The 26,063-nt window shown below is 72.3% G+C and carries 25 protein-coding genes; 13 read left to right on the top strand and 12 right to left on the bottom strand.

What is annotated here, in order from left to right:
• Positions 1-93: 93 nt before the first annotated feature.
• Positions 94-999 carry an SDR family NAD(P)-dependent oxidoreductase gene (locus ACIRGB_RS10375; protein ID WP_403861242.1) on the bottom strand — a complete coding sequence of 302 codons (906 nt, stop codon included), beginning with the start codon at positions 997-999 and terminating at the stop codon, positions 94-96.
• A gap of 58 nt (positions 1,000-1,057) precedes the next feature.
• On the opposite strand from ACIRGB_RS10375, the gene ACIRGB_RS10370 reads away from it, so the two are divergent.
• Together ACIRGB_RS10370 and ACIRGB_RS10365 are read left to right on the top strand one after the other, a co-directional pair.
• Positions 1,058-1,711 (top strand): TetR/AcrR family transcriptional regulator, encoded by a 654-nt coding sequence (locus ACIRGB_RS10370; RefSeq protein WP_403861239.1) that lies wholly within the window; start codon positions 1,058-1,060, stop codon positions 1,709-1,711.
• 127 nt (positions 1,712-1,838) lie between these two features.
• A complete protein-coding gene (locus ACIRGB_RS10365) occupies positions 1,839-2,654 on the top strand; it encodes a hypothetical protein (protein ID WP_403861236.1) in 816 nt (271 codons plus the stop codon).
• Between the two features lie 54 nt (positions 2,655-2,708).
• Here ACIRGB_RS10365 and ACIRGB_RS10360 read toward each other — a convergent pair whose 3' ends face one another.
• On the bottom strand, positions 2,709-3,470 hold the full coding sequence (locus tag ACIRGB_RS10360; protein ID WP_403861233.1) for a ZIP family metal transporter: 762 nt from the start codon (positions 3,468-3,470) through the stop codon (positions 2,709-2,711).
• A gap of 121 nt (positions 3,471-3,591) precedes the next feature.
• Here ACIRGB_RS10360 and ACIRGB_RS10355 point away from each other — a divergent pair, with 121 nt between their 5' ends.
• From ACIRGB_RS10355 to ACIRGB_RS10345, 3 genes are all read left to right on the top strand, one after another.
• On the top strand, positions 3,592-4,896 hold the full coding sequence (locus ACIRGB_RS10355; RefSeq protein ID WP_403861231.1) for an acetyl-CoA carboxylase biotin carboxylase subunit family protein: 1,305 nt from the start codon (positions 3,592-3,594) through the stop codon (positions 4,894-4,896).
• Positions 4,897-4,912: 16 nt separating this feature from the next.
• Positions 4,913-6,958, top strand: a complete 2,046-nt coding sequence (locus ACIRGB_RS10350) for a CocE/NonD family hydrolase (protein WP_403861228.1) — start codon at positions 4,913-4,915, stop codon at positions 6,956-6,958.
• A gap of 97 nt (positions 6,959-7,055) precedes the next feature.
• On the top strand, positions 7,056-7,703 hold the full coding sequence (locus tag ACIRGB_RS10345) for a hypothetical protein (protein WP_403861226.1): 648 nt from the start codon (positions 7,056-7,058) through the stop codon (positions 7,701-7,703).
• 23 nt (positions 7,704-7,726) lie between these two features.
• Here ACIRGB_RS10345 and ACIRGB_RS10340 read toward each other — a convergent pair whose 3' ends face one another.
• Positions 7,727-8,416 carry a response regulator gene (locus ACIRGB_RS10340; RefSeq protein ID WP_403861223.1) on the bottom strand — a complete coding sequence of 230 codons (690 nt, stop codon included), beginning with the start codon at positions 8,414-8,416 and terminating at the stop codon, positions 7,727-7,729.
• Positions 8,417-9,613 carry a sensor histidine kinase gene (locus ACIRGB_RS10335; RefSeq protein ID WP_403862107.1) on the bottom strand — a complete coding sequence of 399 codons (1,197 nt, stop codon included), beginning with the start codon at positions 9,611-9,613 and terminating at the stop codon, positions 8,417-8,419.
• Positions 9,614-9,796: 183 nt separating this feature from the next.
• Here ACIRGB_RS10335 and ACIRGB_RS10330 point away from each other — a divergent pair, with 183 nt between their 5' ends.
• Together ACIRGB_RS10330 and ACIRGB_RS10325 are read left to right on the top strand one after the other, a co-directional pair.
• Positions 9,797-11,257, top strand: a complete 1,461-nt coding sequence (locus ACIRGB_RS10330) for an alpha/beta hydrolase (protein ID WP_403861220.1) — start codon at positions 9,797-9,799, stop codon at positions 11,255-11,257.
• A gap of 22 nt (positions 11,258-11,279) precedes the next feature.
• Positions 11,280-11,933 carry a hypothetical protein gene (locus ACIRGB_RS10325; RefSeq protein WP_403862104.1) on the top strand — a complete coding sequence of 218 codons (654 nt, stop codon included), beginning with the start codon at positions 11,280-11,282 and terminating at the stop codon, positions 11,931-11,933.
• Between the two features lie 10 nt (positions 11,934-11,943).
• Here the strand turns inward: ACIRGB_RS10325 and ACIRGB_RS10320 are convergent, their stop codons facing one another.
• Positions 11,944-12,570, bottom strand: coding sequence for a TetR/AcrR family transcriptional regulator (locus tag ACIRGB_RS10320; RefSeq protein WP_403861217.1), 627 nt, complete (start codon positions 12,568-12,570; stop codon positions 11,944-11,946).
• Positions 12,571-12,621: 51 nt separating this feature from the next.
• On the opposite strand from ACIRGB_RS10320, the gene ACIRGB_RS10315 reads away from it, so the two are divergent.
• Positions 12,622-13,164, top strand: coding sequence for a GNAT family N-acetyltransferase (locus tag ACIRGB_RS10315; RefSeq protein ID WP_403861214.1), 543 nt, complete (start codon positions 12,622-12,624; stop codon positions 13,162-13,164).
• 105 nt (positions 13,165-13,269) lie between these two features.
• Here the strand turns inward: ACIRGB_RS10315 and ACIRGB_RS10310 are convergent, their stop codons facing one another.
• Entirely contained in the window at positions 13,270-13,791 is a 522-nt protein-coding gene (locus ACIRGB_RS10310; protein WP_403861211.1) for an SRPBCC family protein, read from the bottom strand.
• A 629-nt stretch (positions 13,792-14,420) separates the two neighbouring features.
• Positions 14,421-15,542 carry an FAD-dependent oxidoreductase gene (locus ACIRGB_RS10305; RefSeq protein ID WP_403861208.1) on the bottom strand — a complete coding sequence of 374 codons (1,122 nt, stop codon included), beginning with the start codon at positions 15,540-15,542 and terminating at the stop codon, positions 14,421-14,423.
• A gap of 317 nt (positions 15,543-15,859) precedes the next feature.
• Here ACIRGB_RS10305 and ACIRGB_RS10300 point away from each other — a divergent pair, with 317 nt between their 5' ends.
• From ACIRGB_RS10300 to ACIRGB_RS10285, 4 genes are all read left to right on the top strand, one after another.
• Positions 15,860-16,273 carry a DUF4190 domain-containing protein gene (locus ACIRGB_RS10300; RefSeq protein WP_403861205.1) on the top strand — a complete coding sequence of 138 codons (414 nt, stop codon included), beginning with the start codon at positions 15,860-15,862 and terminating at the stop codon, positions 16,271-16,273.
• 171 nt (positions 16,274-16,444) lie between these two features.
• Entirely contained in the window at positions 16,445-16,879 is a 435-nt protein-coding gene (locus tag ACIRGB_RS10295; protein ID WP_403861202.1) for an OsmC family protein, read from the top strand.
• Between the two features lie 63 nt (positions 16,880-16,942).
• A complete protein-coding gene (locus ACIRGB_RS10290; RefSeq protein ID WP_403861199.1) occupies positions 16,943-18,610 on the top strand; it encodes a PucR family transcriptional regulator in 1,668 nt (555 codons plus the stop codon).
• A gap of 173 nt (positions 18,611-18,783) precedes the next feature.
• Positions 18,784-20,142, top strand: a complete 1,359-nt coding sequence (locus ACIRGB_RS10285; RefSeq protein ID WP_403861196.1) for a diaminopimelate decarboxylase — start codon at positions 18,784-18,786, stop codon at positions 20,140-20,142.
• A 46-nt stretch (positions 20,143-20,188) separates the two neighbouring features.
• On the opposite strand, the gene ACIRGB_RS10280 is transcribed toward ACIRGB_RS10285, so the two are convergent.
• The 5 genes from ACIRGB_RS10280 to ACIRGB_RS10260 form a co-directional block, all read right to left on the bottom strand.
• Positions 20,189-21,226, bottom strand: a complete 1,038-nt coding sequence (locus ACIRGB_RS10280; protein ID WP_403861193.1) for a cytochrome d ubiquinol oxidase subunit II — start codon at positions 21,224-21,226, stop codon at positions 20,189-20,191.
• A 121-nt stretch (positions 21,227-21,347) separates the two neighbouring features.
• Positions 21,348-22,763 carry a cytochrome ubiquinol oxidase subunit I gene (locus tag ACIRGB_RS10275; RefSeq protein WP_403862101.1) on the bottom strand — a complete coding sequence of 472 codons (1,416 nt, stop codon included), beginning with the start codon at positions 22,761-22,763 and terminating at the stop codon, positions 21,348-21,350.
• A 117-nt stretch (positions 22,764-22,880) separates the two neighbouring features.
• Entirely contained in the window at positions 22,881-23,318 is a 438-nt protein-coding gene (locus tag ACIRGB_RS10270; protein ID WP_403861190.1) for an ATP-binding protein, read from the bottom strand.
• Positions 23,319-23,489: 171 nt separating this feature from the next.
• Positions 23,490-23,870 carry an FhaA domain-containing protein gene (locus ACIRGB_RS10265; RefSeq protein ID WP_403861187.1) on the bottom strand — a complete coding sequence of 127 codons (381 nt, stop codon included), beginning with the start codon at positions 23,868-23,870 and terminating at the stop codon, positions 23,490-23,492.
• 297 nt (positions 23,871-24,167) lie between these two features.
• Positions 24,168-24,602: a MarR family transcriptional regulator gene (locus ACIRGB_RS10260; RefSeq protein WP_403862098.1), complete on the bottom strand. Its 435-nt coding sequence runs from the start codon at positions 24,600-24,602 to the stop codon at positions 24,168-24,170.
• A gap of 182 nt (positions 24,603-24,784) precedes the next feature.
• On the opposite strand from ACIRGB_RS10260, the gene ACIRGB_RS10255 reads away from it, so the two are divergent.
• Complete coding sequence (locus ACIRGB_RS10255; protein WP_403861184.1) at positions 24,785-25,954, top strand: PP2C family protein-serine/threonine phosphatase; 1,170 nt, start codon at positions 24,785-24,787, stop codon at positions 25,952-25,954.
• The last annotated feature ends 109 nt before the right edge of the window (positions 25,955-26,063 follow it).

Below are 26,063 nucleotides of genomic sequence, written 5' to 3'. Positions count from 1 at the left end.
GGAGTCGGCATGCCCACACCATGACACGCCCGGCGCGTGCCCTTTCCGGCGCCCACGTCGACCGGCACCACGGCCGGCCGGAGCGTCTCCCGGTCAGCGGCGCGGTGCCCCGGCCGCCGTGTCGGCGGGCATCGGGGCGGGGTAGGGCTCGGCGAAGTCCGCCGAGCGGCTGACCTCTTCCCACGCGGTGGCTTCCGCCAACTGGCGACGGGAGTATTCCGTCGCCATCTCGACGGCGTTGACGCCGAGCAGGAGGTGCGAGGGCGGGTTGTCGCGCCGGACCGCCCCGACGATGATGCCGGCGGCGCGCCGCGGGTCCCCGGCGGCCCCGGCGTCGCTCTGCCGCATGCGCCGGTTCATGAGGCCGACGGTGTCCTCGTACTCCGGGGGCACCGGCTGCACCGTCATGGAGGACCCGGCCCAGTCGGTGGCGAATCCGCTCGGCTCGACCACCATGACGCGGACGCCGAAGGGTGCCGCCTCCACGGCGAGTACGCGGCTGAACCCGTCCACCGCGAACTTGGCCGCCTGGTAGGAGGCGATGCCCGGTGATCCGCCCACGCGTCCACCGACCGAGGAGACCTGGACGATCGTGCCGCCGCCCTGAGCGCGCAGGGTCGGCAGGGCGGCCCTGGTGACGTGGTGGACGCCCCAGAAGTTGGTCTCGAACTGTGCGCGGAAGTCGGCGTCGTCCGTCGTCTCGATCGGTGACACGTTCGCGTACCCGGCGTTGTTGACCAGGACGTCGAGGCGCCCGAAGCGGCTGACCGCCGCGTCGACGGCACCTCGGGCCGCGGCGGCGTCCGTGACGTCGAGTGCGACCGGGTGGACGCGGTCGTCGCCGTACCGCCGTACGAGATCGTCGAGCTGTTCCGGGCGGCGGGCGGTGGCGACGACCAGGTCGCCCGCGTCGAGGGCGGCGGTGACCAGGGCGCGGCCGAGGCCGCGTGAGGAGCCGGTGACGAACCAGACCTGCTGACGGTGCTTGCGTTGTTCCATACCGATAGTGAAACACCGTTGCGTTAATAATGCAACGCGGTTGCCCTATGCTGGGGTGATGACCGGGTCCGGATTCCAGCGCGCCCGCAGCGCGCAGGCCAAACAGCAGCGCGAGGAGGCGATCCTCGAAGCGGCCCGCGTGCTCGGCGCCGAGCGGGGCATTCGCGAGGTCACGCTGACCGACATCGCCGCCGCCGTGGGCATGCACAAGTCGGCGCTGCTGCGCTACTTCGAGACGCGCGAACAGATCTTCCTCAGGATCACTGCCGAGGGCTGGCGGGAGTGGTCCGTGGAGTTGTGTGCCCGACTGGGTGCGCTGCCGAGCGCCGCACCGGAGGCCGTCGGCCGGGCCTTCGCGGCCACCCTGGCGGCCCGGCCCCTGTTCTGCGACCTGCTGGCCCAGGCGCCCCTCAACCTCGAACGGAACGTGTCCATCGAGTCGGTGCGCTCCTTCAAGATCGTGACCCTCGACGAGGTCGACCGCATCGGCGGCGAGCTGCGACGCCTGCTCGGCATCGAGGAGACCCAGGCCGTGGACGTCATCGCGACGGCCACCAGCCTGGCGGGCGCCCTGTGGCAGATGGCGACGCCCGGCCCGCACATCCGGACCCTCTACCGCAGCGACCCCCGGCTCGCGCACGCGGTCGTGGAGGTCGAGCCGCGCCTGGACCGCGTCCTCGGCGCCCTGCTGCGGGGACTGGCCGACCGATGACCGCAAGGCGCCAACGCCGCGCCCCCGCCGGTGCTGCTGCCCGGGCCGGCCGCGGGGGCGTACTCCTGTGTTCCTCACGTCTGCGTCTGCCTTGACGTGTGTCGGACAAGCCCTTCATGATCCGCCCATGAAGAGATCTCTGCGAGCCCGCGCGGGTGCGACGGTCACCGCGAGCCTGTTCCTGCTCGCCCTCGGCACCGGCTGCGGGGGCGGGTCGTCGCAGGACACCGGCTCGTCCGGGAAGGCGGACGGCTCCACGCCCACGCCGACGGCCACGCCGACCGCGGCCGCGAAGGCCGTCGGCTCCGCCGAGTTGGAGAAGCTCCTGCTCGCGGGGGACGACCTCCAGGGCTACAAGGTCGACACCGGCGACGAGGCGCTGCCCACGTCGAAGGGGCAGGTGAAGACCGACAAGGCGGAGTGCGCGCCGCTCGCGTACGCCATGGCCGGACTGGCACCCGGCGACACGCAGTCCGGCGCCAGCAACTCCGTGACCAGGAACCCCGCGTCGGACGCCGCCTCCAAGTCCCCCGAGGACATCGGCGAGGCCGACATCGAGAACGCCTTCAAGGTCGAGATCACCTTCGTCGGTCTCTCCTCCTACGACGGCGACGGCGCCGAGAAGGCCCTCAAGGCGGTCACCGACGGCATCGACGCCTGCTCGGGAGGATTCGCGCTCACGGGGGAGGGCGAGACGCAGAAGATCACGAGGGTCGCGGCGGCCAAGTCCTCCGGCGGCGGCGACGAGTCCGTCGCCTTCTCCGTCGACTCGGACGCGGACGGCGAGGGCACCGCCACCTTCAACACCGAGGTGGTGCGCGTCGGCAACACCGTGGCGACGTACTACACGGTCGACCTCGCCGCGCTCGGTTCCGGCAAGGCCGCCGCGGTACCGACGGCCGTGATCGAGGCGCAGACGGCGAAGCTCGCCGAGCGGAAGTAACCCGGCGACGGAGCGGAACCGCAGCCGCCTCCCGCCGGGAGGCGGTGACGTGCCTCAGGCGTGGGAGAGCGCGAAGGAGACGAGGAAGCCGCTGACCGTGACCAGCCCGATGGCCAGGTGGGCGTCTTCGAAGGCTTCCGGGATCATGGTGTCCGCGATCATGGCGAGGATCGCCCCGGCCGCGACCGCGGTGACGGCGGCGACGACGGCGGGGGAGAAGGCACCGACGACGGTGTAGCCGAGGACCGCGGACACGGTGCTGGCGGCGGCGATCGCGCCCCACACACCGAAGACGTACGCCGTGCCGCGGCCCGCTCGTTTCATACCCGCGGAGCTGGACAGCCCCTCCGGGACGTTGCTGATGAACACGGCCGCCACCGTAACCATGCTGACCGCGCCGCCGTCGAGCAGGCTCACCCCGATCACGGCCGATTCCGGCACACCGTCCAGGAGCGCCCCGAGCGCGAGAGCCAGGCCCGAGCCGCCCTGTTGGGCCTCGGAAGGCTGCGCGTGCGCGGTGTGGTGGCCGGACCTCTTCCGGTGCCGGGCACCACGGCGGGCCAGCCAGAGGTTGCCGAGGGTGTAGGCGGTCGCGCCGATGACCGTGCCGATCGCCGCGGGCGCCAGTCCGGCCAGCTCGTAGGCTTCACCGACGAGTTCGTAGGAGACCGCGGACAGGAGCACACCGGCGCCGAAGGCCATCACCGTGGCGATCACCTTCTGCGGCACCCGCACCCCGAACCCGATCACCGCACCCAGCAGCAGCGCCGCTCCCGCCAGCAATCCCCACAGTCCCGCCTGCACCGCATCGTTCATACGGGGGCCGGTACCCCGCGGGACCACGTCGAGTCCGACGCCCCGCGGACGTACCGGGTGGCGAGGGCCGGAGGTTGTCCGGGGCGTGGCGGGGTACCCAGCCGATCTTGAAAGGAGAGTCGTGTCTGAAGAGAATGTGAAGAATGTCTTCGTCGTCGGTCTCGACGAGGCGAACCTGCCGACGCTCCAGGCCGTGCCGGGCGCCGGATCGCTGCGCTTCCACGGTCTGTTGACGGTGGAGGAGCTCCAGGACGGCGAGGTCTCGGTGCCCGACGTCCTGGAGAAGGCGCAGCGGCAGCTGGACGCCTTCGAGGGAAGCATCGACGCGATCGTGGGGTACTGGGACTTCCCGGTCAGCACGCTGGTGCCGATCCTCGGCGAGCGCTACGGCACCCGCACCACCAGCCTGGAGTCGGTGGTCAAGTGCGAGCACAAGTACTGGAGTCGGCTCGAACAGCGGGAGGTCACCGACTGCCACCCGCGTTTCGACCGCGTCGACCTGCGGGCCGACCCGCCGCGCCCGCCGGACGGCGTGCGCTTCCCGATGTGGCTCAAGCCCGCACTGTCCTACTCCTCCGAACTCGCCTTCGGCGTCGGCGACGAGGAGGAGTTCCGCAAGGCCGTCACCGAGATCCGGGACGGCATCTCCCGCGTCGGCCGCCCCTTCGAGCGCATCCTCGACCGCATCGACCTGCCGCCCGAGATGGACGGTGTCGGCGGCCGGGTGTGCCTCGCCGAGGAGGAGTGCTCCGGCATCCAGGTCGCCGTGGAAGGCTATGTGCACCAGGGCGAGGTGACCGTCTACGGCACCCTGGACTCCATCGACTATCCGGACTCGGCGTGCTTCCTGCGCCACCAGTACCCCTCCACCCTCCCCCCGCAGGTGATCGGACGGCTGCACGACGTCACCGAACGCGTGATGAGCCGCATCGGCTTCGACTCGGCGACCTTCAGCGTGGAGTACTTCTACGACCCCAGCACCCAGCGGATCAACCTGCTCGAGATCAACCCCCGCCACTCCCAGTCGCACGCCGAGCTGTTCCAGTACGTCGACGGGGTGCCCAACCACCACGCCATGCTGGCGCTCGCCCTCGGCACCGATCCGACCATGCCGCACCGGCAGGGGCCCTACGCGATGGCCGCGAAGTGGTACTACCGCTGGTTCACGGACGGTGTGGTGCGCGACGTGCCCTCGCCCGAGACGATCGCGCGGATCGAGCGGGAGACACCGGGCGTGCGGATCCACGTCCTGCCCGAGGCGGGCCGGCGGCTGTCCGACCTCTCCCAGCAGGACAGTTACAGCTACGAGGTCGCGCACATCTTCACCGGCGGGAACGACGAGGACGAGATGCGCGAGAAGTACGACCACTGCGTGGCGGCCCTCGGGCTCACCTTCGACGAGCCCGACGCGGGAGCACGACGGTAAGGAGCACGCAAGACCCATGCGTTACGTGACCCAACTGCCCCACGAGACCAAGGAAGAAGAGCACGTCGTCATCCCGATGTCCGACGGCGTCCGCCTGTCGGCGCGGGTGTGGCGGCCCCTGTCGTCCGACCATGAACCCGTGCCCGCGGTACTGGAGTACATCCCCTACCGCAAACGGGACCTCACCGCCGTCCGCGACTCGGTCCACCACCCCTACATCGCGGGGCACGGCTACGCCTGCGTCCGCGTCGACCTGCGCGGAACCGGGGAGTCCGAGGGGGTCCTGCGGGACGAGTACCTGGAACAGGAGCAGCGCGACGCCGAGGAGGTGCTGGCCTGGCTCGCCGACCAGCCCTGGTGCGACGGCAGCACCGGGATGATGGGCATCTCCTGGGGCGCCTTCGCCGCCCTCCAGGTGGCGGCCAGGCGGCCGCCGAGCCTCAAGGCCGTCGTCATCGCCTCCTTCACGGACGACCGGCACGCCGACGACATGCACTACATGGGCGGCGCGATGCTGTCCGACAACCTGGCCGAGGCGGGCACCATGTTCGCCTACGCCACCTGCCCGCCCGACCCGGCCGTGGTCGGTGACCGCTGGCGCGAGATGTGGCACGAACGCCTGGAACACACCCGGCCCTGGGTGCTGGAGTGGCTCCGGCACCAGCGCCGCGACGACTACTGGCGGCACGCCTCGGTCGCCGAGGACTACCAGGCCGTGCAGTGCCCCGTCCTCGCCTCCAGCGGCTGGGCGGACGGCTACTCGAACGCCGTCACCCGGCTGCTCGCCCACCTGGACGTGCCCCGCAAGGGGTTGATCGGCCCCTGGTCGCACAAGTTCCCCCACCTCGGCGAACCCGGCCCCGCCATCGGCTACCTCCAGGAGGTGGTGCGCTGGTGGGACCACTGGCTCAAGGGCGTCGACAACGGCGTCATGGACGGCCCCATGCTGCGCACCTGGATGCAGGAGAGTGTGCCGCCGTCCACGTCGTACGAGGAACGGCCGGGGCGCTGGGTGGCGGAGCCGTCCTGGCCCTCGCCGAACGTCCACCCGGTCACGCACCCGCTCAGCCGGCACCGCATCGAGGACCCGGTGGAGCAGTCCTCCGACGGCGAGAGGGCCGCGGCGGGCGGCGTACTGACCGTGCGGTCGCCATTGTCCGTCGGCCAGTTCGCCGGCAAGTGGGCCTCCTACAACGCGCCCCCGGACCTGCCCTACGACCAGCGTGAGGAGGACGGCGGCTCCCTCGTCTTCGAGACCGAGCCGCTCACCGAACCGCTGGAGATCCTGGGCTCACCGACCGTGGAACTCGACCTGTCGGTCGCCGAACCGGTCGCCATGGTGGCCGCGCGCCTGTCCGACGTGCGCCCCGACGGAGCCGCGACCCGGGTGACGTACGGGCTGCTCAACCTCACGCGCTGCGAGAGCACCGAGCAGCCCGAGCCGCTGGAACCCGGCCGCCGCTACCGCGCCACGGTCCACCTCAACGGAGTGGCGCAGTCCTTCCCGCCCGGCCACCGGATCCGGCTGTCCCTGTCCACCTCCTACTGGCCGCTCGCCTGGCCGCCGCCGAGGCCCGCCGAGCTGAGCGTCCACGAGCGTTCCAGCACCCTCACCCTTCCCGTCCGCCCGGCGCACCGCCCCGACGACACACCCGCCGAGCCGTTCGGCCTCCCGGAGGGGACTCCGCCGCTGACGACGACCACGCTGACCCCTCCGGAGGAACGCTGGGAGGTGAGGCGCGACCTGATCGACTACGCCGCCGAACTGGACATCGTCAAGGACCGGGGCCTGATCCGCTGCGACGACATCGGTATGGACGTCGGCTGCCGGGCCCACGAGCGGTACGCGGCGACGGCGGACGACTTCACCTCGGCGCGTGGCGAGTCGACCTGGACCATGCGCTTCGGGCGGGACGACTGGGACGTCAGCGTCGTGACCCACACCCGGCTCAGGTGCGACGAACAGAGCTTCTTCGTGGACGCCACCCTCGACGGCTACGAGGCGGGCCGCCGCGTGTTCTCCCGCACCTGGAACGAAACGGTGCCGCGGGACCTGCTCTGACCACCGCACTCGCCGAGGACGGCACACCGCTCGGGCGGCCGGGGCGCCGGCCGCCCGCGCGATGCCCGTAAGATCACGCCGGGGTGATGGCATGGTCATGAAGCACTACGGGTGGTGCCCGGCGATCGCGGCGGCCGCGCTGCTGACCGGCTGTGGCGGCGGCACGGCGAGCGACAGCGCGGACGACAAGGCGGTGGCGCTCACGCAGGAGCAGGTGCGGGAGACGCTGCCGGACGGCGGGTCCATGACGGGCTGGCAGGAGGCCGCTCGGCCCACGGCCGTCGAGATGGACGAGCTCTACCGTCGAGAGGCCTGCCCCAGCAAGGGCAACGCGGGCTGCGAGAACTCCCGCTTCTTCGGCGTCTCGACCTTCCGGCACGGCGACAACGCCGCCCAGGTCAACTTCCTGCTCATCGCCTACGACAGCGAACAGGCCGCCCGTGATGCCTACGACGTCCTGTGGGACGGCCACTACAGCAAGAGGGCGGGGCCGCGGGCGAAGACGTTCGCGCTCGGCCCGGTCGGCGACGAGCGCGACGCCCGGTTCGGTACCTCCGGCTTCCGGGGCGAGCCCGGCGCCGTGACCCAGACCAGGGTGGGCACGACCCTGCTGTGGACCGAGACGGTCTCCGCGGGCAAGGGCGGCGTCGACGAGGACGTGGCCCGGGACCTGGCCACGGTGCTGGCCGAACGCTCCCGGCAGGCACAGAACGGGCAGACACCTTCCGCCGCACTCGACGACTGACCGGACCCCACACCCCGGCCGGATCACGCCTCCGGCGAGTCCCCCGCGTCGCGGACCAGGAGCGCGATCTGCACCCGGTTCTCGACCCCCAGCTTGGCGAACAGGCTGCCGGTGTGGGCCTTGACCGTCGCGACGGTGATGCGCAGCCGCTCGGCGATCTGCGGATTGCCCAGTCCGTCCGCGATGGCCCGCGCGGTCTCCCGCTCCCGTTCCGTCAACGCGGACAGCCGCTCGCGCGCGTCCTCGCGGGAACGGCCACGGACGTGCCGGGAGTCCGGGCCCGTGGCCGCGGCGATCACCCGTGCCGTGGCCGCCGGGGACAGGACCGGGTTGCCGTCCGCGACGGTCCGCACCGCGTCGAGGATGCCCGCGGGCGGGGTGTCCTTGAGGACGAAGCCGAGCGCGCCGGCGCGCAGCGCCCCGAGCACCAGGTCGTCGGAGTCGAAGGTGGTCAGCATCAGCACCCGCGGCGGCGCCGGACGGGTGAGCAGTTCCCGGGTCGTCTCCAGACCGTCCCGGCCCGGCATCCGCACGTCCATCAGCACCACGTCGGGCCGGTGCTCGGCCACCGCGGCGAGAGCGGCGTTCCCGTCGGCCGCCTCCGCCACGACGGTCAGGTCCGGTTCACCGTCGATGACGAGCCGCAGGGCCATGCGCACCAGCTGCTCGTCGTCGACGACGACCACCCGTACGGGATCACGTCGCGTGTCCACTCATACGCCCCTTTCGTGGCGGTGGGCGGGGCCGTCCGGCCAGGGCAGCCGGGCGGTGAGAACGTACCCGCCGTCGGGTGTGGGGCGGTGGCCGAGTTCGCCGCCGGCCACGGTGACCCGCTCGCCGAGGCCCAGCAGGCCGAAGCCGGAGGCCGGCGGCGGTGCGGGCCGCAGCGGGGCCGGGCCGTTGCAGACACCGATGTCGAGGGTGCCGCCCGCGGTGCCGCGGAGGGTGACCCACACGACCGCGCCGGGGGCGTGCTTGGCGGCGTTGGTCAGCGCTTCCTGGACGATCCGGTAGCAGGTCCGTCCGACGCCGTCGGGCGGAGTCGCGGCCACGGCGTTGGTGAGCCTGACATCGAGCCCCGAGGCGCGGGTGTCGGCCACCAGGTCGGGGATGCGGTCGAGGGAGGGCTGCGGGGGTTCCGGGTGGCCGGGGTCGGCGCGGAGCACGCCGAGGACCTCCCGCAGTTCCTCCAGCGCCTGGTGGGAGCCCTCGGCGATCCCGCGGACCAGCACCCGGCTCTCGTCGGCGGAGAGGTCGGCGCGGTGGTCGAGCACCCCGGCCTGCATGGCGACCAGGGAGATGCGGTGCGCGAGGACGTCGTGCATCTCGCGGGCGATCCGGTTGCGTTCGAGGGCCCGGACCTGCGCCGCCCGCGCGTGCTGTTCCCGCTCCGCGCTCTCCGCCCGTTCACGCAGCGAGAGCACCTCGACCCGCCGTGCCCCGACCGCCATGCCGGCGGCCACCGCGATCCCCGCGGTCAGCACCGACACCACGACGGTGACCCACCACAGCCCCTCGGCCGCATCCTGCGTCGGATAGACCCCGCCGGCGAGGTGGGAGGCGGCCACGTAGGCCACGACGACGGCCCCGATCTCCACCGGGCGACGACGGGTGGCGACCGAGCACAGCGCCAACAGCGCGGCGCCGGTGGCGAGCGCCGACATGGCCGAGGCGATCGTGACCGTCAGCGCGACCGTGAGGGGCCACCGCCGCCGCCACCGGAGCGCCGCCAGGCAGCCCAGGCCCACCAGCGGATCCCCGACGAGGATCCAGGAGCCCGGGTCACCGGACTCCTTCCGCGCCAGCGCGACGGTCACGAGCCAGATCGGCACGCTCACGGCCGCGGCCACCAGCAGCCGCCATGAGTGCTGCCACGCCCCGAGCCGCGGCACAACGTCCTTGTTCACCAGGCCATTGTCGCCACACCGGGCGACCGGCGGATCAGACCGAGGGCCGATGCGCCTTCGACCCAGGTCTAACCGGTGCCTCTCCCGCGGTCGGAGGCGGAGCCGGTCCGCCGGGCCGATGTGCCGGCCGCGCCCGATGAACAGACTCGTTCACGTCCCGGTCGCCCCCCCACAGGAGGACACCTCATGCGCAGAAGTCTGCCCCTCGCCCTCGCCGCCGCCGCGCTGGCGGCGACCGCGTTGCCGTCATCGTCGTCGGTGGCTGCGACGACACCGCCGGACACCCTGCGGTGGGGCCCGTGCCCCGAGGGCGCCGCCGCTCCCCGCCTGAAGTGCGCGACGCTCCGGGTGCCGCTGGACTACCGCGACCCGGACGGCCGTCGGATCGAGATCGCCGTCTCCCGGCTGGCGAGCGAGAAGCCGGCACAGCGGCGTGGCATCCTGCTGACCAACCCGGGCGGCCCCGGCGGTTCCGGCCTTCAGTACCCGGCCGTCCTCGCCGCCTCGGGGCTGCCGCAGAAGGTGCGCGACTCCTACGACATCATCGGCTTCGACCCGCGCGGCGTCGGCCACAGCACGCCGGTGACCTGCGACCTGACGCAGGAGCAGCAGTGGCGCGGCAACTTCCCGCCGTACGCGCACACCGCGGCCGACGTCATACGGGCGGCCGGGCCCGCACGGAAGATCGCCGAGCAGTGCAACAGCTCGCGGACGGCGTGGATGCTGCCGCACACGACCACCGCCAACACGGCACGCGACATGGACCGCATCCGGACGGCGTTGGGCGAGCCGACGTTGTCGTACCTCGGAGCCTCCTACGGCAGCTACCTCGGCGCGGTCTACACGACGCTGTACCCGCGGCGCGGCGACCGGATCGTGCTCGACAGCAACATGGGGCCGGGCGGCTACGACGTCACGGCCATGCGGCGGTTCGCCCGCGGGCTGGAGGACCGCTTCCCCGACTTCGCCGCGTTCGCCGTCGCGCACCCCGAATACGGTCTGGGCTCCACGCCGAAGCAGGTCAGGGCCAAGTTCTTCGAGCTGGCGGAGCGACTGGACGCCGAGCCGCGACAGGGCGTCGACGGGACCGCGTTCCGCGCGCAGACCTTCGAACTGCTCTACGCGGACGGCTCCATGCCGCGGCTCGCCGAGTTCTGGCGGGCGGCCGACACGGGCGCGCAACTGCCGCTCCCGGAGCTGCCCGCGGACCTGGAGAACCTCATGGCCTCACGTTTCGCCGTGGTCTGCGCCGACTCGCGCTGGCCGAGGTCGGTCCGGCAGTACCAGCGCAACGTCGCCGTCGACCGGCTGAGGTACCCGATGCTGGGCGGCTCCACGGCGAGCGTCAACCCCTGCGCGTTCTGGCCGCGGAAGCGGACCGAACCGCCGGTGCGCATCACCGGCAGGGGCCCGTCCAACGTCCTGATGGTGCAGAACGAGCGCGACCCGGGCACCCCGCTCGCCGGCGCCCGGGAGCTGCGGCGGGCGTTCGGCGGGCGGGCCACGCTGGTGACGGTCGACCAGGGCGGCCACGGGGTGTATCCGTACGGCCGCAACGCGTGCGTCAACGATGCGGCGACGAGGTTCCTGACCACCGGAGAACGCCCCGCGGGGGACCTCGCCTGCGCGGCGGGACCGGGCAAGTGAGCGAGTGACGGAGGCGCCGGAGATGTTCGAGGAGCTGCGGAACCGTCGTGCGGCCCGGCGGATCACCCCCGGGGACGGCCGGCCGCTGCGGCGGTTCCGCTGGTGGCAGCTGCCCTACCGGTCCCTGTTCTATCTCCGGCTGCCGGACGGCGCCGGCGGGCAGGCGGTCTACGCCGTGGACGTCAGACGCGGTCAGGACCACACCTCCGCGCAGGCCAAGGCCGACCTGTACCTCGACGGCAGGCACCACGCCCGGTCGAGGCTCCCCGCCGCCTTCCCGGTCCCCGGCGGCACCGTGGAGGTGCGGCTGAGCAGGTTCGGGTTGCGGCGCTGCCACTACGTCACCACCAAGGGCGCCGAGCAGCTGCTGGTCCCGGACCGCGACTCCGCCGAGGGGCGCCGCGCCCACCTCGACCGTGCGCACCCCGCGCTGAGCCGCGGGATCGGTGCCCTCTCGCTGACCGTGCTCGTCGTCTCGCTGGCCGTCCTGGCCGTGCAGATCGTCGAACACCTCACGGCGGTACCCGCGGTGGCCGAGCACGTCGGGGCCCTCACCTCGCCGGTCCACCTTTCGGCCTGGAGCAATGCCGTGCTGACCCTGGTCACCTTGTCGGCCGGCACGGAACGGGCCCTGCGGCTGCGCTACAACCGGCTGCTCGACGGCACAGCGGGCTGACTCCGCGCCCTCACCGGTGCCCAGCAGTGCCGGATCGAGGTCCTGAGGCCGTGTCGGCGGCCAGGGCGGCCAGGTAGCCGTCCAGGAGCTCGACCTGCCGCTCCGGCGGGAACGCCGACGGGTCGAAGAGGGCCTGGACGACCAGTCCCAGGACGAAGGACTGCGCGCTCCGCGCGACCTGAGCGGCGTCGCCCGGGGGTAGTTCGCCGAGTTCCTGCGCGGCGGCCACCCGGACGCGCAGCCGCTCGCGGCCCTGGGCGTACTTGCGGGCGTAGTCGGCGGCCAGGGCGGGGTCGCAGAGCGCGGCGTCCCAGGACGAGACCCAGACGCGGTTGCTGTCGGTGGCCTCGGGCGTCAGCGGCAGGATGTCCAGCAGGGCGTCCCTGAGGGCGGCCAGGCCCTGGCCCGCTCGGCGGCGGGGGCGGGCGAGGGTGCGCTGTTCCAGCAGGTCGAGGGCGTACTCGAGCAGGGCGCGCTTGGTGGGGAAGTAGTGCGTGAGCAGGCCCGTGCTCGCACCGAGTTCGGCGGCAACGGCGCGCAGTGTCAGGCCGGCGAAACCGCGGGTGGCCATGACCTGCCAGACCGCCGCGGAGACCTCCCGCCGCCGGGCCTCGTGATCTCCCTTGGTGCGTGGCATGCCGCCACGGTACGTTGACACAACAAGCGTTGTGCAAACGGGGGAGGTCCCATGTTCTCGGTGTCGCTCGGTGACGCTGCTCGTCTCGGTCCGCTGGAGGTGTGGCACGCCGAGGAGTTCGCCGGTCATCTGGACCGGGCTCGTGAACACATCCGCCCCTGGGTCGGGCCCGCGTTCGTCACCGACGACTTGCAGGGAGCACGGGCCACCCTCGAGCGGTATGCCGCACGCCAGGCGGGCGACGGCGCCCGGATGTACGGCATCTGGCGCGAGGAAACGCTGGTCGGAGGTGTGATGTTCACCGACTTCGACGCCGCCTTCGGCAACTGCGAGATCGGCTGCTGGCTGGAGCCGTCGGCCGAGGGCCACGGGCTGATGACGCGGGCCTGTGGCGTGTTGCTGGACTGGGCCTTCACGGTCCGCGGACTGCACCGGGCCGAATGGCACTGCCGGGCGGACAACGACCGCAGCGCCGCGGTGGCCGAGAGGCTCGGCATGACCCTGGAAGGCGTACGCCGCGAGGCGTGGCCGTACGAGGGGGTGCGTTACGACAAGCAGGTCTGGGCGGTCCTGGCCCCCGACTGGCGCTCCTGAGCACCCGTACCTGCCGGGGCGCCGCGATCTCTTCACCCCGACCCCGCCCTCCCTCGGGCCGGCGCCCGCTCGAAGCGGGCGCCGGACAACGGGGGGCCTTCGCTGTCAAGACGGGCGGTGCCCGTCCGGGTCGACGGAGCGCTCCTCGGCGTAGCGGGCCAGCCCTTCCGCCATGCCCTGCATGAACTTCTGGAGGTAGCGGGGCATGAACCAACCGAGCAGCCAGCTCGTCTCGTACTCGCCGTACCAGTGAATGGTCGTGCCCGAGCCATCGGCCGCGGGGGTCAGCTCGATGCGCGCGTGATAGTCGCGCATCGACGGGTTGAACGCGTCCTCGTAGGCCAGCAGGCGTCCCTCGACCTTCTCGGTGAGCCTTTCGCCGGTCACGGTGCGTCCCGTCCGGAAGGCCCGGACGGCCCCGACGGCGTCGTCGCCGTCCGGGTCGAGGCCGACGGACCGTGCCGTGTCCAGGCTGTCCACCTTGGACCACAGGGGCCAGGTGGCGGCGTCGACCAGCAGCTTCCACACGGTCTCCGGCGGGGCGCCGGTCGTCACGGTGACGTCGTACTGGTGCATGGTGCGGGACTCCTGTCCATCGGTGGGTGCGGCATGGGGGGCGTGGGTCATGCGTCGAGGAAGCGCAACAGCTCCGCGGTGACGAACCGGGGGTTCTCCTCCACGAGCCAGTGCTGGCCTCCGGGACGTCCACCTCGGGACCCGTACCGGATCTGCCGCCACGGTGTCGCGGACGTCCTTGTCGAGGGCGCGGTAGGTCGAAGTAGCCGAGCCGTGCGGTGTCGTCGGGGAACCGACTGGCGTACTGGAACGCGACCGCCGCGCCGAAGTCGTGCCGGATGACGCGGGCGTCGTCCACCCCGAGCCGCTCGGCGATCAGCTCGTGCACGGATCGGGCCGGCGTCGCCTTGTCGTAGCCGGTCGGTGAGCCGGTGCTGTCGCCCAGTCGTGAAACAGGCCGCGCCGGCCAGCGTGAGCAGGAGGGCGAGGGTGGCGGCTGCCAGGGCGACGGGCGGTGCGGAGGGCACGGTACGGCAGCGGCCGTTGTGCAGTGATCATGTGCTTCTCATCCTGAGGAGAGCGGAACGGTGGCGAGGCGCCTCGCCACCAGTCTCGCCGGGCACGTCGCGCCTGGCACGCAACCTTGCGGTTCTGGCAAGAGGGACCTCGACCTGCCCCGGCCCGGCCCCGAGGGGCGGGGTGTCGTGCGTGCGCGCCCACGACACCCCGGCGTCATCGGCTCACCGGCCCTTCTCGGTGAACAGGTCGATCAGGCCCTGGGCCGTGTTGTCCGCGGAGTCGAGCCCGGGCATTTCGTCGGTGGCCGACTCGGCGCTGCGGGGGAACATCACCCGTTCGTACGCGGTCAGCGCCGCCTCGACGTCACCGGGGTGCGCGGCGAGTGCGGTGCCCAGTTCCGCGCCGTCGAGCATCGCCAGGTTGGCGCCCTCGCCGTTGGGGGCGGAGAGGTGGGCGGCGTCGCCCAGCAGGGTCACCCCCGGCACCCGGTCCCACCGGTGTCCGGTCGGCAGCGCGTAGAGGGAGCGCAGGACCGGTGCGACGTCGCTGTCGGTGATCAGCGCGGTGAGCTCCGGCGCCCAGCCGTCGAACTCCTGGGCGATGCGCGCGGTGGCCGCCGCGGCATCGGTGAAGTCGACGGCGGCGAACCAGTCCCGCGGCCGGGCCAGTCCCACATAGGCGTGCAGCGTGTCGCCCTTCTCCCGGTGGGCGAAGATCTCCTTGCCCGGCGCCGGAGCGATCAGCATTCCGCCGCCGACGGTCTTCGCGGCGGCCGGGTGCCGGGTGCCGGAGTCGAACAGGTAGGTCTCGACGACCGACCTGCCGATGTACTCGGGTGTGGCGTCGGACAGCAGCGGCCGGACGCGGGACCAGGCGCCGTCCGCGCCGACCAGCAGGCCCGTGACGACGGAGGTGCCGTCGGCGAACGTCACCTCGTGGCGGCCGTCGCCCAGGGAACGGACCCGGCTGACCTTGTGCCCCCACCGCACGGTCCCTGCCGGAAGCGAGTCGAGCAGGATCCGACGCAGGTCACCGCGCTGCACCTCCGGACGCCCGCCGGTGCCGTCGTCGGCCTGGTCGAGCAGCACGGTCCCGTCCGGGTCGAGCACCCGCAGGGCCTGGCGGCCCTCCAGCACGATGGCCCGGAACTCGTCCATCAACCCGGCTTCCTCAAGGGCGAGTTGACCGTTGTAGTCGTGGATGTCGAGCAATCCGCCCTGGGCGCGCGCCGAAGGGGAGGAGTCGGCCTCGTAGACGGTGACCGGGATCGCGTGGACATGCAGGACGCGGGCCAGCGTCAGTCCGCCGAGTCCGGCGCCGATGATCGTGACGGGGGTGTGCATGGTGACTCCTTCGGTATCGGGCCGTCCGGTTGGCTCCGTCCGGCCGCTTCTCGAAAGGTGTCAGGCACCGCCGACGAACCACCGACATCCGGCCGACAGCCCCCGACAGCGCTCCTACACGACGCCGACGAATCACCGACACCGCAGGTCAGCGGCAGATTCCGCACCTTCCTCGTCGGACGACGGGACGCGGCGGCACAGCCGTCCCGGCCGGGCGCACGACTCCGGTACGAGGCGGCAGGCATCCGCCACGCTCGGCGGGGCAGTCGCAGTGCACGGCAACTCCCCGCGACCCACCCAGAGATGAGCGTGATGACGTGTCCTACCCCGAACACCCCGCAACGCCCGTCGGCTCGACCCAGCCGCACACCGGGGACACAGCCGGTCGCGGCAACGGACCGGCGATCGCCGCGCTCGTGCTCGGCATCCTCGCCGTGGTCCTCTTCTGGACCGTCATCGGCGGTGTGGTGCTCGGCATCCTCGCGCTGGTCTTCGGCATCATCGGCGCGCGCAGAGCCCGGGGCGGCAGGGCGCCGCGCCGCACGATGTCCATCTTCGGGGCGGTACTGGGCGTGCTCGGGATCATCGGCTCCGTGGTGATCATCGCGATCGGCGCGTCGATCCTGAACTCGGACGAGTTCAAGGACTTCGACGACTGCGTGCAGCACGCCGACACGCAGAGCGAACGGGACGCCTGCGCGGACGACTTCAACGAGGACGTCAACAACTGACCCGTAGCGTCTCTGCGCCGGCACCGCCGCGCCCAGCGGAACAAGCTCAGCGCGGCGGCGATCCCGCGCGCCGCCGTGCGCGCCCGACGACGCCTCGGTCGGCCGCCGTGTCGGCGTGGCTTCCCTGCCGGCGCCGGGGGTCGGGGCGTCGAGGTGACTAATGTGAACGGTATGAGCGAACACTCGGAGCGTTCCGTCATCGTCGAACGCACCAGCAGCGGCCAGTTCGTGGCGACCAACGCCCGCGGCGGATCGATCCGTTTCGGCTCGTCTTCGGACGGTGACCAGGGGTTCACCCCCGTCGAGCTGTTCCTGGCCGCGATCGGCGGCTGCACGGCCGTGGACGTCGACATCGCGACCGGCCGTCACGCGGAGCCCACCCGGTTCTCCGTGACGGTCAGGGGAGACAAGGTCAGCGACGACCTGGGCAACCGCATGACGAACCTCGAGGTCGCGTTCACGGTGGCCTTCCCGGACGGCGAGGGGGCGGAGCGCGCCCGCGCGATCCTGCCCCGCGCGGTCAAGGCGTCCCACGACCGTCTGTGCACCGTGAGCAGGACCGTCGAGGTCGGCACCCCGGTGAGCACGACGGTCCACGACGGGTGACGACGGCCCACCGGCCCGAGCCGGACCGTGAGCACTCGGCCGGCGGCCGACCATGATGGACGTATGGCAACACAGGAACCCGGCCGGCCCGACGCCGGGCCGTCGCTGGAGCAGATCCTCGGTCTGATCGCCCCCGGCATGCTGGATGTCGTCGTCGCGCCGCGCGGCTCCCGTGTGCCGGTGGCCGACGTGGTGCTGCACGACCCGGGTGAGGAGCGGGACGACGACACCTGGGCGGCGTCCGGGACGATCCTGCTCGCGGTCGGTGTGGACGTCGCCTCGCCGGAGGCGGTCGACGTGCTGCGCGGCGCCGACCGGGCCGGAGCCGCGGCCGTGGTGCTGCGGCGGGGTGCCCGCGGGCCGCGGACGTCGCTGCTGGAGGCGGCCGCTTCGGGGCGTACGGCGCTGCTCACCCGGCGGCCGGGGCAGGGCTGGACGGAGGTGCTCGGCGGGCTGCGTACCGCCCTGGCGCACAGCGCCCCGACCGGAACGACCGGGGTGGAGGGCCTGCGGCTCGGTGACCTGCCGGGGCTGGCCAACACGGTGGCGGCCCTGGTCGGCGGCGCGATCACCATCGAGGACCCGCAGTCGCGGGTGCTCGCGTACTCGCGGATGGACCATGAGCCGGACCCGATGCGCAGGCTGACGATCCTCGGCCAGGAGGTCCCGCGCTGGCGGGTGGACGAACTGCGCGAGAGCGGCTTCTTCCAGGCGCTGTGGAGCACCGACGGCGTCGTGCGTCTGCCCGCCGACGACCGGTACGCGGAACGGCTGGCGGTCGCGGTGCGCCATGGGCCGGAGATCCTCGGGTCGCTCTGGGCCGCCGCGGACGGCCGGCCGCTGGCCGAGGACGCGGCGGCGGCGCTGCACACGGCGGCGCGGGCCGCCGTGCCGCAGCTGTCCCACCACCAGACGTGGGGCCGGGCCGCGGCCCGGGCGCGCGAGGGCGCGGTGCACGCACTGCTCGACGGGAGCGGCCGGCCGGCCCGCGTCGCGCACGAAGCCGGGGTCGTGCCGGGTCGGCCGTACGCGGTGGTGGTCGCGGAGGCGTACGACGGCCGGGAGCCGGCGGGTGGGCCCGCCGCGACCGCGGGGGGAGCCGCCGAGCAGCGGCTGCTGGACGTGCTCGCCTTGCAGGCCGCGGCGTACCGGCCGGGCTGTGTGACGGCGCGGTCGGGGCGGCGGCTGTACGTCCTGCTTCCGGCGGGGGAGGAGGAGACGGACCCGGCGCGAGCCCTGCTGGCGGCGGCGCGCTCGGTGCCGCGCGGTGTGGTGTTCGCGGGCGTCGGCCCGGTGACGGCCGACCTGTCGCAGCTGCCCGCGTCGCGCGAGGCCGCGGAGCTGGTGGTACGGGTGCTGGGGGAGCGGGCCGCGCGACGGCCGGCCGCGGACGTGGTGTCCGCGGTGGCGGCGTTCGGTGAGCTGATTCCCGAGGTGTCCGCGCTGCGGGTGCTCGACCGGATCGCGCCGTTGTGGGAGAGCCTGTCGGGTCCGGTGCACGCGATGGTGGAGCACGACCGGGCGCACGGCTCGGAGTACGGCGCGTCGGTCGCCGCCTACCTCGACGTGTTCGGTGACACGGGCACGGCCGCCGAGCGCCTGAACGTGCATCCGAACACCCTGCGGTACCGGCTGCGGCGGGCCCGGGAACTCTTCGGCGTCGACCTGGCCGATCCGACGCTGCGGCTCCTGGCCGACATCGGCCTGCGGCTGGCACGGCGCACAGGGTGATCATTCCCTTGATCATTCCGTTGGAGCATTGCACAGCATTCCGGACCGACCGTGGTCGTACCGGACGAAGACGCGACGGGCTCTGCGGAACGACGCTGTACACGTGAGAACGGCCGGCCGCCCGGCGAACGCCGTGCACGACCCACGACCGACGCGTCTGGAGTGTGTTGACAGTGACTTCCGGTACCCGCCACCAGCGCGGCAGCGCCCGTGAGGCCGCGCTCGCCCGAGCCGTCGAGGAGGGCCTGCTGGGCCCGCGGTCGCCCCTGGTCGGTCTCCTCGACGTCGACGGTGTGCTCGCCGCCGTCGAGGCGCTGAACGAGGCGTTTGAGGGACCGGCCGCGGTGCAGCACACCTTCGCGGCCAAGGCGTGCGGGCTGGTGCCCGTGCTGCGGCTGCTCGCGGAGGCGGGCATGGGGTGCGAAGTGGCCTCGCCCGGGGAGCTGGAGCAGGCGCTGGCGGCCGGGTTCACCTACGACCGGCTGGTACTCGACAGCCCCGCCAAGACGGTCGAGGAGCTCGAGTTCGCCCTCGCCCACGGCATCGCGGTCAACCTGGACAACTTCCAGGAGATGGCCCGCGTCGACGCCCTGCTGGCCGGCCGAGAGGCCGCCGGGCCCATCGGGCTGCGCGTGAACCCGCAGGTCGGCGCCGGGAGCATCGGTGCGATGAGTACGGCGACCGCGACGTCCAAGTTCGGCGTCGCCCTGCGCGACGAGGGCGCCGTCGACGCGGTGATCGAGGCTTTCGCGCGCCGGCCGTGGCTCAACCGGCTGCACGCCCACGTCGGCTCCCAGGGCTGCCCGCTGCCGCTCATCGCCCAGGGCGTGCGGGCGGCGTACGAGCTGGCCGAGCGCATCAACACGGAACTGGGCCGGGCCCAGATCACCGGACTCGACATCGGCGGCGGCCTGCCCGTCAACTTCGACAGCGAGGACGACCGCCCGACGTACGCGGACTACGTCGCCGAACTCCGCACCGCCGTACCCGGCCTCTTCGACGGCCGCTACGCCCTGATCACCGAATTCGGCCGTTCCCTGCTCGCCAAGAGCGGCACCATCGGCTCGATCGTCGAATACACCAAGATGGCCGGCGGCCGGCGGATCGCGGTCACGCACGCCGGCGCCCAGGTGGCCACCCGCACGGTCTTCATGCCGGACGCCTGGCCGCTGCGCGTCGGGGTGTTCGACGCCACGGGCCGTCCCAAGCAGGGCCCGGCCGAGGTCGTCGACATCGCGGGCCCGTGTTGTTTCGCGGGCGACCTGACGGCGACCGGGCGCGAGCTGCCGGCCGTCGAGCCGGGCGACGTGGTGGCGCTGTACGACACCGGGGCGTACTACTTCTCCTCGCACTTCTCCTACAACTCCCTGCCACGCCCCGCGGTCTACGGCTATCGGACGGATTCCGGCGGACGGGTCGCCTTCGCACTCGTGCGCGAGGCGCAGAGCGTGCGCGGCGTGGTCGAGGAGAGCGGACTCTCCCAGGCGGACGCCCTGGTGGCGCTGCGCGCCGGCAACGCCGTGGACCAGTGAAGGAGACGGCGGAATGACCCGCGGGAGGGAACCCTCCGCGCCCGTCTCAGTCGCCCGGTGCCTCGGAGGAGGGTGAGGAGCCGGGCCCGGCGGCGGGTGCGCGCCGTTGGAACGTGGCGTACAGCAGCCACAGTGAGGGGACGAGCAGGAGGGCGCCCACGCCCAGTACCACCAGGCAGGCCGCCAGGACCGCACCGTCCGACGCGGCCTGCTCGACCGTCGTTCCGCCGACCAGCATCGCCGGGTACTGCGCCGCGCCCCACGCCCACAGGATCGCGGCGACCGCCAGCGCCGAGGCGGGACGGGCCGGCACGAAGCGGTCGCGGTGCAGCAGGGCGAGGCCGAGGAGACCGGCGACGACGCTCAGGACGACCAGCGGCAGCGCGCGGTGCGTCAGCCCGTGGAAGAGCTCGGGGGCGTCGGCGTGCAGCACGGCGCTACCCGCGCCCGCGACGGCGCCACTGACCAGACCGCTGATGACGGCGCGACGGGCGAAGGCCGAGGCGAGCGCCCGTTCGCCGGCGCGGGCGGCGTCGGCACACAGGTACACCGCGGCGAGATGGGCGCAGGTGGTGACCGCGAGGACGCCGCCGAGGGCAGACGTCGGATTGAGCCAGCTGGTGATCACGTCGCCGGCGGCGAGGCCCGGCGGGACCCGTCCGGAGGCGACCGCCCCCGCGACCGCGCCCAGGAAGAACGGCGTGATCAGGGAGGACAGGGCGAAGCAGGCCCCGAACAGCCGCTGCTGCCACAGCTCGGTGCTCGCCTTGCGGAAGGCGAAGGCGGCCCCGCGCGCGATGATGCCCAGGGCGGCGAGCGTCAGTGGCAGGTAGAGCGTGGACATCACGGCGGCGAACACGGGGGAGAAGGCGGACCACAGCAGCACGATCACGAAGATCAGCCACACGTGGTTGGCCTCCCAGATGGGACCGATGCTGTGCTCGATCAGACGCCGCTGGGGCAGTCCGCGCCGGGACCCGCCGGCGAGCAGGTCCCACACGCCGGCCCCGAAGTCCGCCCCGCCGAACAGGGCGTAGCAGGTGAGGCCCACCCACATGACAGCAAGAGCCGTGTCTGCGAGCACGGTCACCTCCGGTTTCGGCCGACGGGGCGGCGCGAGAAGGGGTTCGGGTGGTGGAAGCGGCGGGCGGGGGAGTGCTCCCGCCGATGCGGACGGCGCGGGGTGCCGGGAGGCCGCGGGCCGGTCATACGACGGGGTAGCTCTCGACGTCCTGTTCCTGCGGTGCCAGGGGCACGGCGGTGCCCTTGGCGAGGCGGCGGAGCACATAGACGGTGGCGACGGTCATGCCGGCGTAGACGATCAGCACCAGCCACAGTCCGGTCATGAGGCCCGGCGCCGGGTTGACGGCATCGCGCACGCTCATGACTCCCCAGACGATCCAGGGCTGCCGCCCGAGTTCGGTGACGCACCAGCCGCTCTCCAGCGCCACCACCGAGGCCGGACCGCCGATCGCGGCCAGCGTCAGGAACAGCCGGGACCCGCGCTGGTCGAGCAGCTCACCCCGACTCCGGCGTCCGCGCCACCAGGAGAGCAGCAGCCAGGCCCCCAGGGCCAGGAGGAACAGTCCGATCCCCACCATGACGTCGAACGCCCAGTGCACGCCCGTCACCGCCGGCCACTGGTCGCGGGGCACCTTGTCCAGGCCCTGCACAACGGTGCTCGGCGAGTAGCCGACCAGCAGGGAAAGGCCGTTGGGGATCTCGAGACCGTAGCGCAGGGCATCGTCGCGAGCGATGCCGCCGAGGGTCAGCGGCACGTGCGAACCGGTGGTGAACACCCCCTCGATCGCCGCCAGTTTCGCGGGCTGGAACTCCGCCAGGAACCGCGCGGCCCAGTCCCCCACGACGAGCTGGAAGGGCGTCACCACCGCTCCCAGCGTGAAGGGGAGGTAGAACCCCGCCTTGTGATAGGCGTCCCGGCGGCCCCGCAGCAGGGCGACCGCGTAGACCGCGGCCGTCAGGAAGGACGCCACCATGAACGCGGCGAGGATCATGTGCACGGTCTGCGGCGGGCTCGCGGGATTGAGCATGGCGGCCCACGGGTCCACGTCCACGACCTTCCCCTCGCGCAGCACGAAGCCACGGGGCTGGTTCATCCAGGCGTTGGCGCAGACCACGAAGAACGCCGAGGCGACACCGGCCACCACGATCGGCAGCCCGGTGAGCAGATGCCGCCGGGGCGGGAGCCGGTCCCAGGCGTAGAGGTAGATGCCGAGAAAGATCGCCTCGATGAAGAAGGCGATGCCCTCCAGGGCGAAGGGCAGCCCGATGACCTGCCCGAACGTCCCCATCAGACCCGGCCACAGCAGTCCCATCTCGAAGCTGAGGATCGTGCCGGACACCGCGCCCACAGCGAAGAGCACACCCATCGCACGGGCCCACCTGCGGGCCAGCAGCCGGTGGGAGGGGTTCTGGGTACGGATGCCGTACCACTCGGCGATCAGCGTGAGCGCGGGCAGGCCCACCCCGAGACACGCGACGACGATGTGCCAGGCGAGGGAGAACCCCATCTGCGCCCGGGCCGCGGCGAGATCCCCCTCGGAGACCTTGTCGACGGCCAGTACGGCGGCCTGCCACGGCGTCGCGGCCAGATGATGCATGACGGCCACGCCTGCCTCCCGACGGTGAGCGAAACCCGGACATGTAAGGCAATGCCCGGTTTGTACCCCTTGAAGGTAGCGGTACGGAGCCGCTGAGCCGTCGGCGCCACGCCTCGCTCAGGAGTCGCCGGCCCTGGGCTCTCGCGCCAGACGGGCGCGGATGGTCTTGCCCTGTCCCGGGTCCGTGGTGACGGTGATCCGGTTGGTGAGGCGGCGGACCATGGGCCATCCGAACCCGCCGGTGCCACCGTCGAGGTCGGGGGTCCGCTCTCGTGGGGGCGTGGGGTCGGGATCGCTGACGGCGGCGTTGAGCGCGTCGGCGGTCGCCGTGAGTTCGAGCGTGTACCGACCGCCGCCATGACGCACGGCGTTGGTGGTGAGCTCGGAGACCACGAGGACGAGAGTCTCCGCCGTCTCGGCGGCCGGGGGCGGGTCCAGCCCGTCGACGAAGGCACGCGTGACGTCACGGGCGTGAGCGATGCCGCAAGGGCTGTCGCCCTCGGCGCGGACGGGGGCCCTCGGGGTGAAAGTACGTGTGGTGTCGGTGTCGGTCATGCACTACCACCCAGTCCTGATCGGTTGTGCCGGCAGGCCCAGCGTGTGCCCGCCCGGCGGGATTTCAACCCGTAACGCCCGCTTCCGGGCGTATGCGCGGCACCCTTTCCCGCGTGTCCGGCGAGGGGCATCTCCCTGGAGGCATCGGACCCTTGACCCCTCGAACGAGCCTCATCGCCTTTTCGCCGGAGCGATACGGCTGTGCACGCGGAACCGGTCGGTACGGTCCTCCGGCGCGGAGCACAGACGAACCGTGACGGGACCGGCGAAGGTGTACCCCCGCTCGGCCGCATGGCGGCGGACATGGGCCGCGAGGGCGGGCGCCACGGGCAGCGGGCTGTCCGAGATCAGGCGGTGGGTCTGCGGAAGCAACTCGATGACGTAGGCGTTGGGTGCCACGACGCGCTGCCGGGCGACGATCAGGGCGTTCTCGTCGCACTGCCGCAGTAACGTCGCCAGGGCCTCGCCGTGCGGCTGCCGGGCCGGTGACAAGCGGCCCCACACGTTCATCACCCACTGCTCCATGACGCGTTCGCTTTCGAGGAATCCCATCGGGGGCGCCTGCCCCACCCCGTCCCGAGCAGGCTCACCCGTACGGGCGTACTTCCGGCGGCACGGCGTCACCGTGCCCTCGGCACGGAGCATCGCAAGGGCGCTCGACCCGCCACCGGAGTGAGCGACATGGCACACAGTCGCGGCAGAACTCGCTCCGAGTGGGTACACGGGGTCAGGACAGGGGCAGACAAGGGCCGCACAGGCATAGTTGTCGGGTGGCAATAGTCGTCGTCGGCAACAAAGTGCGAGTGCCGGGTACGAGGGGAGAGGACCTGAGATGCTGCGAGCGCTGGGTCAGGCGGTGCGGCTGTCGGAGTCCACCACGTCACCGTGCGTCTGTGCCGCCGCGGTGTCGCAGAACGCCTCCAGCCCTTCCAGCAGGGCCACTCGCTTGGCGGCGGGCATGTCCGCGAGCACCTTCCGCAGTTCCTTCTCCCGTCGGGCGCGCAGGTCGGCGAGGAACGCGCGGCCTCGGCTGCTGAGGTGCAGCCGCACCTCGCGCCTGTCCTCCGGACGCGTCATCCGCTCGACGAAACCGGCCGCGTGCAGGCGGTCGCACAGGCGGCTGGTGGACGGTGGCGTCGAGGCGAGGAACTCGGCCAGGGTGCGCAGGTTGATGCCGTCGTGGTGTTCGAGGATATGCAGCACGCGCAGCTGGGAAGCGGACGTGGGTGCCGTGGAAGCCCGGCCCCACACGACTTCCAGCAGCTCAACGGCCGTCGTGGTCACACGTGCGACCTCGTCGGGCTTCGGGCGGCGGAAGGCAGTCACGATCACACTCTCGCAGGCACTGGGGTGCCTGCCAGCGTACTAGGCGCGCTCGCCGAGTACAGATGGTCCGGGGCGACCGATGCCACTCCGTGAGCGAGACGCGCTCCGTTGCAGGACGAAAGATAGGTGTATATCCCATCATGAACAGATTCGTCGTCGCCGAGCGCGCCCTGCGTACGGCGGCTCCGCACGAGCTGCTCGACGCCATCCGTGCCGTACTGGCCGACCAGTACGGCGTGGAGGACGTCGAGCTGTTCATGGCGGATTACGGCCTGACCGTGCTTCAGCCGGTGTCGGTGCTCCCGCACACCATGGAGCCGGTGTCGGTGCACAACAGTCCCGCCGGGCGGGCCTTCGGCTCGCAGGAGCCCTACCGCGAGGACACCAGGGACGGGAGGGTGCGCCTGCACCTTCCGGTCAGTGTGCGCGGCGACCGGCTCGGCGTGCTGAGCGTCACGCTGCCGGGGGCCGACGGCGCCCGGGAGCGGGAGGCCGAGCTGGCCGAGATCGCCTCCGTGCTGGGGCACGAGGTGATGGTGGCGGAGCGCGACACCGATCTGTACCTCCAGGCGCGGCGCCGGGACCGGCTGACCCTGGCCGCCGAGATGCAGTGGCAGTTGCTGCCCGGCCGTTCCAGCTCGTGTCCCGAGTACGAGCTGGGTGCTCAGCTGGAGCCCGCCTACGCCATTTACGGCGACAACTTCGACTGGTCCGCCACCGCCGACCACCTGATGCTGTACGTCACCAACGGCATGGGCGAGGGCACCGAGGCGTCCCTGCTGACGAACCTGGCGATCAACGCCCTGCGCAACGCGCGCCGCGCCGGCCTCTCCATCGCCGACCAGGCCGCCCTGGCCGATCAGGCGGTCTACGCGCACTACCAGGGGCGCTGCTATCTGTCCGTCCTCATGTTCGACTTCGATCTGGCGGCCGGCCGGGCGAGCGTGGTGGACGCCGGCTCCCCCCAGCTGCTGCGGCTGCGGGACGGCAAGGTGGAACGCGTGTCCTTCGAGGCCCAACTGCCCCTGGGCATGTTCGAGGAGACCGACTACGTGGCGCAGGACTTCCGCGTGCGGCCCGGTGACCGCCTGGTCTGCGTCAGCGACGGCGTCCACGCGGTGGCATCTCCCAAGGGGGAGACCTACGGAGACGCGGCCCTCGCCCGGGCCATCCACGCGACCCGGCTGCTGCCCGCCGCGGAGGTGCCGCGCGCCATCCTGCGCGAGCTGACCGGCCACCGCGGCGAGGCCGTGCCGGACGACGACGCCCTGGTCATGTGCCTGGACTGGCACGGAAGAGGGGACGGCTGACGGCCCGGGCGGGTTCGGCCAGTTGTGACGATCGCGTGTTGTTCGACTCATTCCATCGCGTTAATGTTTGCCATCCGGCAATAATTGCCGAATGGTCCGCCGTTCGACA

The organism is Streptomyces sp. NPDC102490, assembly GCF_044765285.1.
Classification (GTDB): domain Bacteria; phylum Actinomycetota; class Actinomycetes; order Streptomycetales; family Streptomycetaceae; genus Streptomyces.
The sequence above is the reverse complement of the archived record's forward strand: the minus strand, read 5'-3'. Positions and strand labels throughout refer to the sequence as shown.